The organism is Arthrobacter crusticola (assembly GCF_004357995.1).
GTDB classification, from domain to species: domain Bacteria; phylum Actinomycetota; class Actinomycetes; order Actinomycetales; family Micrococcaceae; genus Arthrobacter_D; species Arthrobacter_D crusticola.
Map to the genome: position 1 here is coordinate 251612 of NZ_SMTK01000003.1, position 13153 is coordinate 264764.

Here is a 13153-nt window from a genome sequence, read left to right on the forward strand (position 1 = left end):
ACCGGGCCCGCGATTGGCCCTTGTTCTACCGGGGGTAGACAATGGAACACGTGTCAACACTTGCGAAGGGCCCCCGGAAGAGCGCGGAGCGCACGGAGAGCGGGACCGGCCCGGGCTTCCTTGCGGCGGCCGGAGTCCTCGTCGTCCTGGCCCTGCTGGCCGCGCTGCTGTTCTCCGGTGCCGCCGCCTCCCGCTCACTGGGCGACCCCGGCGCGCTGACCCGTTGGGGACTGCCCTTCGCCAAGGCGGCGAACAACCTCGGAGCCGCCGGAACCATCGGCGCCCTCGTCTTCGCCGTCGTGATCCTGCCCCGGACCCTCGGCGGGGGCCGTCCCGGCCGCACCGACTCCGCCCGGGCCGAACACCCCGCCTTCACCCGGGCCCTGGCACTCGCCTCGGCCGCGGCGGTGCTGTGGACCCTCGGTGCCCTCGGGGTGCTCGTGTTCACCTACTCCGACGCCGCAGGGCTCCCGCTGAGCTCCGGAGAGACCTTCACCCAGGGCCTTGGCTCCTTCATCACCGACTTCGCGGCCGGCCGGGCCTGGACCATCACCACCATTGTCGCCGCGGTGGTGGCAACGCTGACCTTCGGCGTCCGCTCCTCCGCCGGGCTCGGGGTGGCCGCCGTCCTGGCGCTGCTCGGGCTGCTTCCGGCGGCGCTCGTGGGACACGCGGCCAGCGGCGACGACCACAACGCGGCCGTCAACTCCATCGCCCTGCACCTCGTGGGGGTGTGCTTGTGGTTCGGAGGCATCATCGTCCTTGCCGTCGTCGGCGGGCGCCTCGGCGGCTCCACCCTGCCGGTCCTCAAGCGGTTCTCGGCGCTGGCCGGGTTCGCCTTCGCCCTGGTGTTCCTCTCCGGGATCGTCAACGCCAGCCTGCGCATCACCGAACTGTCCCAGCTGAGCTCGCAGTGGGGGCTGCTCGTCACCTTCAAGGCCGTCGCCACGCTCCTGCTCGGCGGCATCGGCTGGATGCACCGGCAGTGGGTCATCCCGCAGCTCGAGGACCGGACGGGTTCGGGGGGCTCCCGGCTGAGCGCACGCCGGGTCCTGTGGCAGCTGGTCACCGTCGAACTGCTCATCATGGCTGCGGTGTCCGGCGTGGCCGCGGCCCTGGGCCGGACCGCCCCGCCCCGCGGCGAGGAACTTGAGCCTAACGCCTCACCGGCGCGCATCCTCACCGGCTACGACCTGCCGCCCGCCCCGACGGTGGCCCGCTGGTTCACCGAGTGGAGGCCGGACTGGCTGTGGATCGCCGTCGTCCTCACCCTCGCCACGGCCTACGTCCTCGGGATGGCAAAGCTGCGCCGCCGCGGGGACCGGTGGTCCGCGCTGCGGCTCGCCTGCTGGCTGACGGGCCTTCTCCTCCTGACCTACTTCACCTCCGGCGCGCCGGCGGTCTACGGCATGGTGCTCTTCAGCGCCCACATGGTCGACCACATGGCCCTGACCATGGTGGTTCCGCTGTTCCTCGTGCTCGGGTCGCCGGTTACCCTGGCCCTGAAGGCCCTGACCCCGCGCGGGGACGGCAGCCGGGGCATCCGGGAGTGGATCCTCGTCCTGATCCACTCACGCTTCTCGCAGCTGATCACCCACCCGCTGTTCGCCGCGGCGAACTTCGCCGGATCGATTGTGATCTTCTATTACTCGCCGCTGTTCGGATTCGCCCTGCGCGAGCACGTCGGCCATGAGCTGATGATCACCCACTTCCTCATCACCGGGTACATCTTCGTCCTGACGATGGTGGGTACCGACCCCCTGCCCCGGCGGGCGCCCTTCCCGCTGCGCCTGCTGCTCCTGTTCGCCACGATGGCCTTCCACGCCTTCTTCGGCGTCGCGCTCACGGGCTCGGACTCGCTGCTCCAAGCGTCGTGGTTCGGCAGCATGGGCCGGGACTGGGGCCCCTCCGCCCTCGAGGACCAGGCGATCGGCGGCGCGGTGACCTGGGGCATCGGGGAGGTGCCGACGCTGCTGCTGGCCATCGGCGTGGCGATCATGTGGTCACGGACCGATGCGCGCGACACCCGGCGCAAGGACCGGGCGGCCGACCGGAATAACGACGCCGACCTCGCCGCTTATAACAGTATGTTCGCCGACCTCGCGGCGCGCGATAATGGCGGCCGTGCCGCCGGCACCCCCACTCCGACCTCGCACAGCCCCGCATCCCGACCGACGCCAGGAGCCTCTGAATGACCGAAACCTCGATCCGTACCTCCTACCGCGTGCGGGCCTCGGAACTGGCCGGCCGCAACTGGCTCAACACCGGAGGCAGGCAGCTGCGCCTTGAGGACCTGCGCGGCAAGATCGTCCTGCTCGACTTCTGGACCTTCTGCTGCATCAACTGCCTTCACGTCATCGACGAGCTGCGGCCCCTCGAGGAGCGCTACTCCGACGTCCTCGTCACGGTCGGCGTGCACTCCCCGAAATTCGAGCATGAGGCCGACCCGGTGGCACTGGCCGCGGCCGTTGAGCGCTACGACATCCACCATCCGATCCTCGACGACCCGGACCTGCTCACCTGGCAGGCCTACACGGCCCGCGCCTGGCCCACCCTCGTCGTGATCGACCCCGAGGGTTACATCGTCGCCCACCTCTCCGGTGAGGGGCACGCGGCGGGCCTCGACTCGCTCGTCAGTGAACTCGTCGAAGAACACACGGCCAAGGGCACCCTTCACCGCGGCGACGGGCCCTACGTGCCCGCCGAAAGCACCGCCGGTACCCTGAAATTCCCGGGCAAGCTCCTGCCCCTGCCCGCCAGCGGGACCTACCTCGCCGCGGACACCGGGCACCACCGCCTCGTCGAACTCGAAGCGGACCTCACGACGGTGCGCCGCGTCATCGGCGCCGGCACCCGGGGCGCCGCCGACGGCGACGCCGACACCGCCCAGTTCAACGAACCGCAGGGCCTGGCCCTCCTGCCCCTGGACGCTGCGGAGCGCGCCGGCTACGACGTGGTCGTCGCCGATACCGTCAACCACCGCCTCCGCGGTGTCTCCCTCAGCGACGGGACGGTCCGCACCCTGGCCGGGAACGGCGTGCAGCGGCTCCTCGACTCCGGAAACCACACCAAGCCGGGCCCGGAGCACGCGGCGGCCGAAGCGGACCATGACGACACGCCGCGGCTGCTCGACGCCCACCTCGGCACGGACGCCCTGAACATCTCCCTGTCCTCCCCCTGGGACGTCGTTTACTCCAGCGTTCTGGACCGGGTGGTCATCGCGATGGCCGGCACCCACCAGATCTTCACCTTCGACCCGGACACCTCCAGCGTCGACATCCTCGCCGGCACCGGCCTCGAAGGCCTGCTCGACGGCGACGGGTCCACTGCCTGGTTTGCCCAGTCCTCCGGGCTGGCCGAGGACCGCGACGGCAACCTGTGGGTGGCCGACTCGGAAACCTCCTCCCTGCGCCGGCTGAGCGTCTCGCTGACGGATGGCCGGCCCGGGGTCACGGTCGACACCCCCATCGGCACCGGCCTGTTCGACTTCGGGTTCCGGGACGGCGACGCCGGCCAGGCCCGCCTCCAGCACCCCCTCGGCGTCACGGCCCTTCCCGACGGCTCGGTGGCCATCGCCGACACCTACAACGGTGCCGTGCGCCGGTACGACCCGGCGACCGGGACGGTGTCCACCCTCGCCCGCGGGCTGGCCGAACCGTCCGACGTCGTTCTCGACGCCGCCCCCGACGGGGGCGAGCCGCTGCTGATCGTGGTCGAGTCCAACAAGCACCAGCTGGTGCGGCTGCCCATCCCCAAGGAGGCCCTGGCCGTCAATGAGGGCGCCTCGCAGAGCCAGCGCCCCAAGACCGCCGTCTCCAGCGGACCGCTGGCGCTCACCGTCCGCTTCGCCGCGCCCAAGGGGCAGAAGCTCGACGACCGGTGGGGGGATCCCTCCCAGCTGAAGATCTCCGCCTCGCCCGAGAACCTCCTGGTGGCCGGGGCCGGAACCTCGGCGGGACTGACCCGGGAACTGCGCTTCTCGGAGGAGGTCCGCGAAGGGGTGCTCCACATCAGTGCCCGGGCGGCCGCGTGCGACGGCGAACCCGGCGGGACGATCCCGGACCACGCCGCCTGCCACCTCTACCAGCAGGACTGGGGCATTCCGGTGGTACTCGACGCCGCCGGTGACGCCGAACTGGTGCTGGACCTGCGCGGAGTCAACTGAGCGCAGCCGCCGGCGGGCCCTGTCGGCCCGGCGGCGGCCTCAGTACTCGATTTCGGGGGTGACGGTGACCATCGAGCCGTCGATCCGCAGCCGGGCCAGGAACTCGAACGGACGCTTGGCCTCCACCTCGGAGATGGCGCCGGTGAACAGGTCCTGCAGCCGGGTCGACAGGGTGGCCGAGCCGGCAAGGGGCGCGATGACCCATTCGCCGTCGTGCGGGTCGATCCGGACCGCGGGATAGTCGGTGATCGACCAGGAAATCTCCCCGGCCAGCCGCTGGCTGGTCTGGAAGTTGAACGGGCAGTTGGTGGGCTGGAAGACGGTCTGGGCCGCGCAGGCGTCCAGGAAGGCCCGGATCTCGGTGTCCACCGCCTTCACGAGCTCCTCCGTCGCCGCGGCCGGCAGCGCCAGCTTCGGCGCCGCGGACCGGTCGGTCACCGCGACGGCCTTCGACGGCGCGGTGAAGTACTCGCCCTCGAAGCCGCCCTCGACCCGCACCGGGTAAAGGGACGCGAAACGGCCGCGGCCCTCGGGCAGCGCCACCCGGGCACCGTTGAGCATGGCCTCGGTGAGGTTGGCGACCGAGAAATCGACGGTGGGAAGAGTCGAGGGAACGAACTCCCAGGTGGAAAAGAAGAACCACTGCCTTCCGGTCTTCTCAAGGGTGAACCGGGTGGTGTGGTCGGTTCCGTCAATGCTGTAGGTCACCGGCACATCGACATGTCCGTTCGCGGTCTCCTCGGGGTCCCGCACCCGCACGTCCTCCACCGCCGCCGCGCCGCGGGCCAGGGCCGGGCCGTCGAGCAGTGCCGCATCGGCCTGGGGCACCGACCCGTTGAGGATGCCCAGGGCCAGGCCGCCGTCGCCCTCCTTGAGCGCCGCGAAGTAGTCCCTCACCTGCTGCTGCGGCCCGTACACCCCGGCGTTGAGCACCACCACGGCCACGAAAAAACCCACGACCGTCAGCAGGAGCGCCAGCAGCCAGGCTGCCAGCACTCGGACGACGCGGGGGGTTTGCACGCTACAACGTTACCCGGTGCCGGTGCAGGACCCTGCGGCGGTTAAGGGGTTGCGGACGGCAGGACGCCGCCCCACCGGTGGCGGGGCGGCGTCCTAACATGCTTCGGCGGCCGGACCGGCTCAGCTCAACTGGTGTGCTTGCCGCCCGCCGCAGTGGCACCGCCGCGGGAGCTGCCTCCGGCGGATGCCCCCGCCGGGGCGCCTCCGCCGGTGTTGCTGCTGGCGAAGCCGGATGCTGTGCTGTGCCCGTCGCCCTGCGCATTGGCGATCTCCTCGGCCCGTTCCTGGTTCGCTTCCTCGGTCAGGGCCGCTCCGGCGGCTTCGTCACGGGTGAGGTTGACTCCGGTCTCGGGGTCGAAGAGGTGCAGCTTGCGTGTGTCGAGCCAGATCTCCGCTTCCCGGCCTCCGCGGATCCGGCTCGCGGCGTCGAGGGTGACGACGACCTGTGGGCGCAGTTCGTCGGCATCCATGTCCTTGGCCAGGTTGTTGAGCAGTTCCCGGACCTCGGGGGCGGGATCAAAGTTGATGTACCCGTACTGCTCGTTGCCCAGCCACTCGGTGTGGGAGAGGGTGGCCCGGAAGGTGGAGCCGTGTCCGCGCTTTGACTCCTCGACGAGTTTGGCGTCCTCGAAGAACTCAGGACGCACTCCAACCAGCACCACCTTCTTGCCGGCCGCCTTCGCCGCCTTCTCCGCGGGGATGGCGATGTCACCGAGCGCGGTGCGCAGCACGCCGCCCTCGATGGTGGCGGGCAGGAAGTTCATCGACGGGGAGCCGATGAACCCGGCCACGAACAGGTTGCGGGGCTGTTCGTAGAGCTCCCGCGGTGAGGCGATCTGCTGCAGTTCGCCCTTTTTGAGGACGGCTACGCGGTCCCCGAGGGTCATCGCTTCGGTCTGGTCGTGCGTGACGTAGACGGAGGTCACCCCGAGCCGACGCTGCATCTGCGAGATCTCCGAGCGCATCTGCCCGCGCAGCTTGGCGTCCAGGTTCGACAGCGGCTCGTCGAAGAGGAACGCGTCCGCCTGGCGCACGATCGCCCGGCCCATGGCCACACGCTGCCTCTGGCCGCCCGAGAGGTTCGCCGGCTTGCGCTGCAGGTGGTCGGTGAGCTCGAGGGTCGCTGCGGCCTCGGTGACGAGGCGGTCGACCTCCTCATCGCTGTGCTTCCCCTTGGCAAGCCGCAGCGGGAAAGCGATGTTCTCATAGACGGTCAGGTGCGGGTACAAGGCGTAGTTCTGGAACACCATTGCCAGGTTGCGGTCGCGGGGGGCCTTGTCGTTGACCCGGGTCCCGTTGATCAGCAGGTCGCCGTCGGTGATGTCCTCGAGTCCGACGATCATGCGCAGCAGCGTCGACTTGCCGCAGCCCGACGGTCCGACGAGGATGATGAACTCGCCGTCGGCGATGTCGATGCTGACGTCGTTGACGGCAGGGAAGCCGTCGCCGTACTTCTTGACGAGGTGGTTGAGGGTAATTGAAGCCATTTTGTCGGAATCCTTTTCTTGAACCGGGGCGTCAGCCCTTGACGGCGCCCTGAGTCAGGCCTGAAACAATTTGACGCTGGAACGCCAGCACCAGCACGACGACGGGGATGGTGACGATGATGGCCGCCGCAGAGATCGCCCCGGTCGGTGCTTCGAACTGCGATGCGCCGGTGAAGAAGGCCAGGGCCGCCGGCACCGGACGGGCCGCTTCGGTGGAGGTCAGTGAGATGCCGTAGACGAAGTCGTTCCAGGCGATGAAGAAGGCGATGATCGCCGTGGTGAACACGCCGGGTGCGGCGAGGGGAACAATCGCCTTACGGAACGCCTGCCAGGTCGTGGCGCCGTCGACCTGCGCTGCCTGCTCGAGCTCCCAGGGAATCTGCCGGAAGAACGCGGCGAGCGTCCAGATGGAGATTGGAAGGGTCAGCGACAGGTAGGGGATGATGAGCCCCGGCCAGGTGTCGTACAGACCGATGGACCGCCACAGGTTGAACAGGGGCGTCACGATGGAGATGACCGGGAAGATGGAGACCGCCAGCGCGGTGGTCAGCACGAGCTTCTTGCCCGGGAAGTCCAGGCGGGCAATCGCATAGGCGCACAGGGTCGCCAGCACGACGGCGATGAACGTCGAGATCAGGCAGATGCCGATCGAATTGCGCAGCGCGGTCAGGAACAGCCCCTGCGCGTCGCCGACCAGGATCTGCTCGTAGTTCCCCGTGGTCGCCCGCCCCGGCGAGGGCAGGAACTTCTGGTTGGTCAGGTCACTGGGCGCCTTGAACGAGGTGGCGAGGATGGAGGCCACCGGGAATAGGGCGTAGACAGCGACGAGCACGGTGACGATGCCCCACAGGACCTTGGATTTTGTACTTGTCATCACTTACCTCCCTGGGCCCCGGCGAGGTCCACCTTGAACAGCTTGATGGCGATGAAGCAGATGATCAGCACGCACAGGAACAACAGGACCGAGACCGCCGACCCGAGGCCGATCTCGAGCCTGCTGATCGACTGCCGGTAGGCGAGCAGGGAGAGCACCTCGGTGCCGTATGCGCCGTTGGTCATGATGAACACGTTGTCGAAGATGCGGAAGGCGTCCAACGCCCGGAACAGCACAGCGACCATGATCGCGGCCTTCATGTTCGGGATGATGACCTTGCGCATCTGCTCCCACCAGGTGGCGCCGTCGACCTTGGCCGCCTCGGTCAGCTCATCGGGAACCTGGGCCAGCCCGGCCAGCAGGAGCAGCGAGATGAACGGGGTCGTCTTCCAGATCTCCGAGGCCATGATCACGAATAGTGCTGTGGGCCCCTGGGCGAACCAGTTGAGGTCGGAGTCGATGCCCGGCAGCCAGGCGAACCAGCTGTTCACGTAGCCGGAGTTGATGTCGAAGGCGTAAAACCAGGCGAAGGCGGAGACCACGGTGATGATGCCGTAGGGCACCAAAATCGCTGTGCGCAGCGGACCGCGCACCGCCTTCAGGGCCTTGTGCATCACCAGGGCGAGGGCGAAGCCGAGAACGAGTTCGACCGCGACGGTGACGATGGTGATCAGGAGGGTGGTCCACAGGGCCGACCACCACACCCCGTCACTGAGGATCACCGCGTAGTTGCCCAGTCCGATGAACTCGCGCTCGCCGGGTGCGGTGAGGCGGAACTGGAACAGGGATTCGTAGATGGCCTGGAGGATAGGGTACAGGGTCACCGCCAGCATGACGATGAACGCCGGTCCGGCGAGTATCCAACCGAGCCGGCGCTCGGCGCGGACGCGGTCACTGTACTGGGCAGTGGCCTTCTTATCGGAGGGGCCGCCCGGCCCGACGCCCGGTGTTGTGTCCGGCTCAAGGTCGGGGCTGACGGGCCTTGCCGGTATTGCAGAAGTCACAGCAGTTGCTCCCCTCGAAGGACGGAGATGATGAATTCGGTCGACTCTTCGGGCGTGCCCTTGGGGTCAACCTGTGCTGGGGGCGCCCAGGTCTGCTGGATGCCTGTTGAGACCTCGTTGTAGAACGGGGTCTGCGGACGTGGGGCCGACTGCTCAAGGGACTCCCTGATGGTGTCGGCCATGGGGAAGGCCTCCTCGATCCGTGGATCCTCGTAGGCCTCGGTGTTGGCCGGCGGGTTGCCGTTACTGACGAAGTATTCGGCCTGGTTCTCCGGTGAAACGATGCATTCGATCGCCTCGTAGGCGAGCTCCGGGCTGTCGCTGGCGGCCCCGACGCCGAGGCTGATGCCGCCCAGCGGCGGAGCGGAGTCCTCGCCCTCGGTGACCTGGGGGTAGACCCCCCAGCCGATGTCCTCGATCAATGAGGCATCGAGGGTGCCGGCCTCGACCGCACCGTTGGTGGCGGGCCAGACGAAGGGCCAGTTCACCATGAATGAGCCGTTGTCCCCCTGAAAGTTGATCATCGAGGTGTTCTCGTCCTGGGTTGCCAGACCGGGACCGCCGAGTCCCTCGTTGCCGATCGTGGAGACGATCCGGGCCGCTTCGAGCCCCGCGGGGGACTGGAGTGCCAGTTCAATTTCGTCCGAGGGCGCTTCCGGGTCGACGATGATCGACTCGCCGCCCGATTCGACCAGGGCGTTCACCCACACGGTCATCGACTCGGCCTGGGCACCCTGGACGCCGAGGTACTTGTCCTGCTCCGCGGCGGCGTCGATCAACTGATCCCAGGTGACCGGCTTGGACATGTCCAGCCCGGCCGCCTCGGCCACGGACTTGCGGTACCAGAGGATCTGCGTGTTGGCCCAGAAGGGGATGGCGACCAGCTCGTCCTTCCAGGTGGCCCCCGCCAGGGCTCCCTCGACAACGTTCTGCGTGGTGCTCTCGGCGACGTCGTCGGGCACAGGAGCAAGAAAGCCCGGCTCCGCGAGTTCGGGGATGAACGGCGGGTCCAGGCTCATGATGTCGAGGGAGGAGTCTCCGGCTGCGAGGCGCCGGGCGAGTTGTTCGCGCTGGGAGGCGGCGTCGCTGGGGAGGAGGGAGGTCTCGATCCGGTAGGCGCCCCCGGCCTCCTCGGTGCAACGCTCCGCGATGTCGGCCTGACCGCCGGCGTCCGGGTTGATGTACCAGGTCAGGGTCTTGGTGCCGTCCGCCGGTCCGCATCCGCTCAGGAGCAGTGTGCCTGCCAGCACCGACGCCACGGTGCCGGCGCGCGATCGATTGCGGGTGGAATTTCGTTTCCTTGTCGGCATACCTACCGAGCCTCCACATCTTTGTAGAAAACCCAGCCGACGCCTCAAGCGAGGCATCAGCCCAGACAACCTGCGTGCTTTTTGACCATAAGCCCCGAGCGCAGAATGCGCTAGACAGGATGCTTACTAATCAGATGCGCGTGTGCCGGACGTGTCGGGGGAGGCAGAAGGCGCTCGTCCACGACGAACGCATGACAGAGCCCGGTTTGGGGGCGGCCGGCCCCTGCAAGCGGGGCCTAGCGGGCGGCTGCGTCCACGGCGTGCGGCGGGCGCTGCAGGTCCGCGGTCACGGCCTCGGCAGGGTCGGTGCCCTGCTGGACAATGCGGTTGCCGGCGTCGACGTGGACCACGGACGGGACGTAGGACCGGGCTTCCTCGTCCGTCATTGATGCGTAGGTGATGAGGATGACGAGGTCCCCCCGGTGAACCAAATGGGCCGCGGCCCCGTTGATGCCGATGACTCCGGAGCCGCGCTCGCCGGCGATGGTATAGGTCTCAAGGCGTGCACCGTTGGTGATGTCGACGATCGATACGAGCTCGCCGGGGAGGATGTCGGCGGCATCGAGCAGATCGAGGTCGACGGTGACCGAGCCGACGTAGTGAAGGTCGGCGTGCGTCACCGTCGCCCGGTGGATCTTGGATTTAAACATTGTCCGGTTCATCAGGATCAAGGATACTGCCGCCGGTGAGGCGCAAAGGACGGGATCGCTCACAGCGCACAGAGAACGGGCCGCGGAGGGCCGCGGCGGGGAAGGAGAGCGGGCGACGGGAATCGAACCCGCGTATCGAGCTTGGGAAGCTAGCGCTCTACCATTGAGCTACGCCCGCATTGCGGTTGAACCGCTCCATAACCCTACAACATTTCGGCGGGGCCGGCCGCGACCGCCGCACTCCGGCGCGGCAGGCCCGGTTCCGGCGGGGGACCGGGCGGACGCTGTGCTGTGCCGGGCGGTACCTGGGGCGTGCGGGGCCTGGAGTCCGGACGGTCAGCCGGTCGACCCTCGCCGGGCGCGTTCGATCAGTTCCTTCCACGGCTCATCGAGCCGGCTCTCCGGCAGGGTCACCTCCTGATACCCGATCACGATGTGATAGACGTAACGGTCGCGCTGGTCCCGCTCCAGCCGGGCTTCCTCCCCGCGGGGTGCCTCCGCCGCCCGGTCCGCCAGCGGGAGCCAGCGTTCCTCGGCCTCGGCGGGACTCACCTCGAGGCTCCAGGTCCGGGTCATGCCGGCGAAACCCCCCGATCGGGAGATCTCGATCCTCACCCGGTCACCTCCACCTTCGCCCACGCCTGCCTCACCGCTTCGTACTCCTCCGAGTCCTGCCCGAACCGGGCGCGGGCCGCCTCCTGCGTCACATCGGCGAAGAGGCGGAATCCGCTGTTGGCCTGGATGCCGCCGCCGACCGCGGCGTCGAACCAGATCCTGCCCGCCCGCTCCCAGGCATAGCCGCCCAGGTGCAGCGCCGTGAGATAGAAGGCGTGGTTGGGGATGCCGGAGTTGATGTGCACGCCGCCGTTGTCGGAAGCGGTGATCACGAAATCCGACATGGTCGCGGGCTGGGGATCCCGGCCCAGCACGTCGTCGTCGTAGGCGGTTCCCGGGGCGGCCAGGGACCTCAGGGCCTGGCCCTGCACCTGGTCCGTGAAAACGCCCTCACCCACCAGCCAGCTGGCCTGGTCCACCGTCTGCCGGAGGTGGTGCTGTTCGACGAGTACGCCGAAGACATCCGAAAGGGATTCATTGAGCGCCCCCGGTTGGCCCTCGTACACCAGGTTGGTCGAGTACTGGGTGAAGCCGTGGGTCAGTTCGTGGCTGATCACCGTTAGCGACCGGGTGAAGCGGCCGAAGACGTCGCCGTCGCCGTCGCCGAACACCATGCGTTCACCGTCCCAGAACGCGTTGTCGTACTGCTGCCCGTAGTGCACGGTCGCCGCCAGGGGCAGGCCGGCGTCGTCGATGGACGCCCTTCCGTACACCTCGCGGAAGAGGGCATCGGTGGCGCCCAGGCCGTCGTAGGCCTCATCGGTGGCCTCGTCCCCGGTCGCGCCGTCGCCCTCGCCCCGGATCAGCGTGCCCGGCAGGATTTCCTGTCCTCCGGCGTCGGAGATCCGCCGCTCCAGCGGCCGGCCCACCGCGGTGCGCGGCGGCACCGGCGCCGCGAAGGCCTCCGCCCGGTCGGCGAGCAGGGGGTCGAGCTGCACGAGGGCCCGGCGGGCGGCGCGGGCGGCCACCGCATGGCGGGGGTCGTCGACCGCCGCCAGGTGGGCCAGCAGGTGGGGCGGGACGATGCTGCAGTGCGGATGCGGGTGCATGGGCCTCCTCGGTTGGTCCCAACCTAGACCCCGGCACCGACGCCATCAATGGCACGCCGCCGCGACACCCGTTCCCGTGGCGGTGGACCGCGGTGGTGCTGGTCGTACTGTGGAGCCATGAGTGTCGAGAAGAACACCCGCAGCCTTGAGGCCGGGATCGAACGCGATTTTGCCGACAAGATGAGCTATGGCTCCTACCTGCGCCTTGACCTGCTGCTGGCCGCGCAGCAGCCGGTCAGCCGGCCCGAGCACCACGACGAGATGCTCTTTATCATCCAGCACCAGACGTCGGAGCTGTGGCTCAAGCTCGTCCTCCACGAGCTGGGCGCGGTCCGCCGGTTCCTGCGTGCCGACGACCTGCGCGCCGCCATGAAGGGCATCGCCCGGATCAAGCACATCCAGCGCTCGCTGACCGAGCAGTGGTCCGTGCTGGCCACCCTGACGCCCTCGGAGTACGCCGAGTTCCGCGGTGACCTGGGCTCGGCGAGCGGTTTCCAGTCCTACCAGTACCGCGCGGTGGAGTTCCTGCTCGGCAACAAGAACGAGGCCATGCTGGCGGTGTTCGCCGACGACGAGGCCGCGCACTCACTGCTCGCGGGGCTGCTCGCTGAAAGCAGCATCTACGACGAGTTCATCGCCTACCTCGCCCGGCGCGGCTACGCGGTCCCCGAGGAGCTGCTGCACCGCGACGTGAGCACCGCCCACGTCTTCACCCCCGCGCTCGTCCAGGTGTACAAGGAGGTATACGAGAACGCGGCGGCCAACTGGGATGTCTACGAGGCCTGCGAGGAACTCGTGGACCTCGAGGACAATTTCCAGCTGTGGCGGTTCCGGCACCTGAAGACCGTTGCCCGCACCATCGGCTTCAAGCAGGGCACCGGCGGCTCCTCCGGCGTCGGCTTCCTGCAGCGGGCGCTCGAGCTGACCTTCTTCCCGGAGCTGTTCGCCGTGCGCACCGAGATCGGCCGCTGACTCCTGT

The 13153-nt window shown here is 68.6% G+C and carries 11 protein-coding genes and 1 tRNA gene; 3 read left to right on the plus strand and 9 right to left on the minus strand.

Annotation, left to right across the window (positions count from 1 at the left end; all coding sequences use genetic code 11):
- Window positions 1–41 precede the first annotated feature (41 nt).
- Window positions 42–2195 (plus strand): bifunctional copper resistance protein CopD/cytochrome c oxidase assembly protein, encoded by a 2154-nt coding sequence (locus E2F48_RS08950; RefSeq protein WP_133403656.1) that lies wholly within the window; start codon window positions 42–44, stop codon window positions 2193–2195.
- Window positions 2192–4165, plus strand: coding sequence for an NHL domain-containing thioredoxin family protein (locus E2F48_RS08955; protein ID WP_133403657.1), 1974 nt, complete (start codon window positions 2192–2194; stop codon window positions 4163–4165). The genes E2F48_RS08950 and E2F48_RS08955 overlap by 4 nt, the downstream gene beginning before the upstream one ends.
- Window positions 4166–4204: 39 nt before the next feature.
- On the opposite strand, the gene E2F48_RS08960 is transcribed toward E2F48_RS08955, so the two are convergent.
- The 9 genes from E2F48_RS08960 to E2F48_RS09000 all read right to left on the minus strand — a co-directional run bounded on the left by E2F48_RS08960 (window position 4205) and on the right by E2F48_RS09000 (window position 12174).
- Complete coding sequence (locus E2F48_RS08960; RefSeq protein WP_133403658.1) at window positions 4205–5185, minus strand: hypothetical protein; 981 nt, start codon at window positions 5183–5185, stop codon at window positions 4205–4207.
- 125 nt (window positions 5186–5310) lie between these two features.
- Window positions 5311–6672, minus strand: a complete 1362-nt coding sequence (locus tag E2F48_RS08965; RefSeq protein ID WP_133403659.1) for an ABC transporter ATP-binding protein — start codon at window positions 6670–6672, stop codon at window positions 5311–5313.
- A 31-nt stretch (window positions 6673–6703) separates the two neighbouring features.
- A complete protein-coding gene (locus E2F48_RS08970; protein WP_133403660.1) occupies window positions 6704–7546 on the minus strand; it encodes a carbohydrate ABC transporter permease in 843 nt (280 codons plus the stop codon).
- Window positions 7546–8550, minus strand: a complete 1005-nt coding sequence (locus E2F48_RS08975; RefSeq protein ID WP_246018728.1) for a carbohydrate ABC transporter permease — start codon at window positions 8548–8550, stop codon at window positions 7546–7548. The genes E2F48_RS08970 and E2F48_RS08975 overlap by 1 nt, the downstream gene beginning before the upstream one ends.
- Window positions 8547–9860 carry an extracellular solute-binding protein gene (locus tag E2F48_RS08980; protein WP_133403661.1) on the minus strand — a complete coding sequence of 438 codons (1314 nt, stop codon included), beginning with the start codon at window positions 9858–9860 and terminating at the stop codon, window positions 8547–8549. Before E2F48_RS08980 ends, E2F48_RS08975 begins: the two co-directional genes overlap by 4 nt.
- Before the next feature lie 236 nt (window positions 9861–10096).
- Entirely contained in the window at window positions 10097–10522 is a 426-nt protein-coding gene (gene panD / locus E2F48_RS08985) for an aspartate 1-decarboxylase (RefSeq protein WP_133403662.1), read from the minus strand.
- A 95-nt stretch (window positions 10523–10617) separates the two neighbouring features.
- Window positions 10618–10688, minus strand: a tRNA-Gly gene (locus tag E2F48_RS08990).
- Window positions 10689–10846: 158 nt separating this feature from the next.
- Window positions 10847–11125, minus strand: a complete 279-nt coding sequence (locus tag E2F48_RS08995) for a protealysin inhibitor emfourin (protein ID WP_133403663.1) — start codon at window positions 11123–11125, stop codon at window positions 10847–10849.
- Window positions 11122–12174, minus strand: coding sequence for a M4 family metallopeptidase (locus tag E2F48_RS09000; RefSeq protein ID WP_133403664.1), 1053 nt, complete (start codon window positions 12172–12174; stop codon window positions 11122–11124). Before E2F48_RS09000 ends, E2F48_RS08995 begins: the two co-directional genes overlap by 4 nt.
- Window positions 12175–12291: 117 nt before the next feature.
- On the opposite strand from E2F48_RS09000, the gene E2F48_RS09005 reads away from it, so the two are divergent.
- Window positions 12292–13146: a tryptophan 2,3-dioxygenase gene (locus E2F48_RS09005; protein ID WP_133403665.1), complete on the plus strand. Its 855-nt coding sequence runs from the start codon at window positions 12292–12294 to the stop codon at window positions 13144–13146.
- Window positions 13147–13153 lie beyond the last annotated feature (7 nt).

Bases quoted from the DNA above. Each gene is read 5' to 3' on its own strand.
- E2F48_RS08950 (WP_133403656.1), top strand. From the start codon at position 42: ATGGAACACGTGTCAACACTTGCGAAGGGCCCCCGGAAGAGCGCGGAG.
- E2F48_RS08955 (WP_133403657.1), top strand. From the start codon at position 2,192: ATGACCGAAACCTCGATCCGTACCTCCTACCGCGTGCGGGCCTCGGAA.
- E2F48_RS08965 (WP_133403659.1), bottom strand. From the start codon at position 6,672: ATGGCTTCAATTACCCTCAACCACCTCGTCAAGAAGTACGGCGACGGC.
- E2F48_RS08970 (WP_133403660.1), bottom strand. From the start codon at position 7,546: ATGACAAGTACAAAATCCAAGGTCCTGTGGGGCATCGTCACCGTGCTC.
- E2F48_RS08980 (WP_133403661.1), bottom strand. From the start codon at position 9,860: ATGCCGACAAGGAAACGAAATTCCACCCGCAATCGATCGCGCGCCGGC.
- panD (WP_133403662.1), bottom strand. From the start codon at position 10,522: ATGAACCGGACAATGTTTAAATCCAAGATCCACCGGGCGACGGTGACG.
- E2F48_RS09000 (WP_133403664.1), bottom strand. From the start codon at position 12,174: ATGCACCCGCATCCGCACTGCAGCATCGTCCCGCCCCACCTGCTGGCC.
- E2F48_RS09005 (WP_133403665.1), top strand. From the start codon at position 12,292: ATGAGTGTCGAGAAGAACACCCGCAGCCTTGAGGCCGGGATCGAACGC.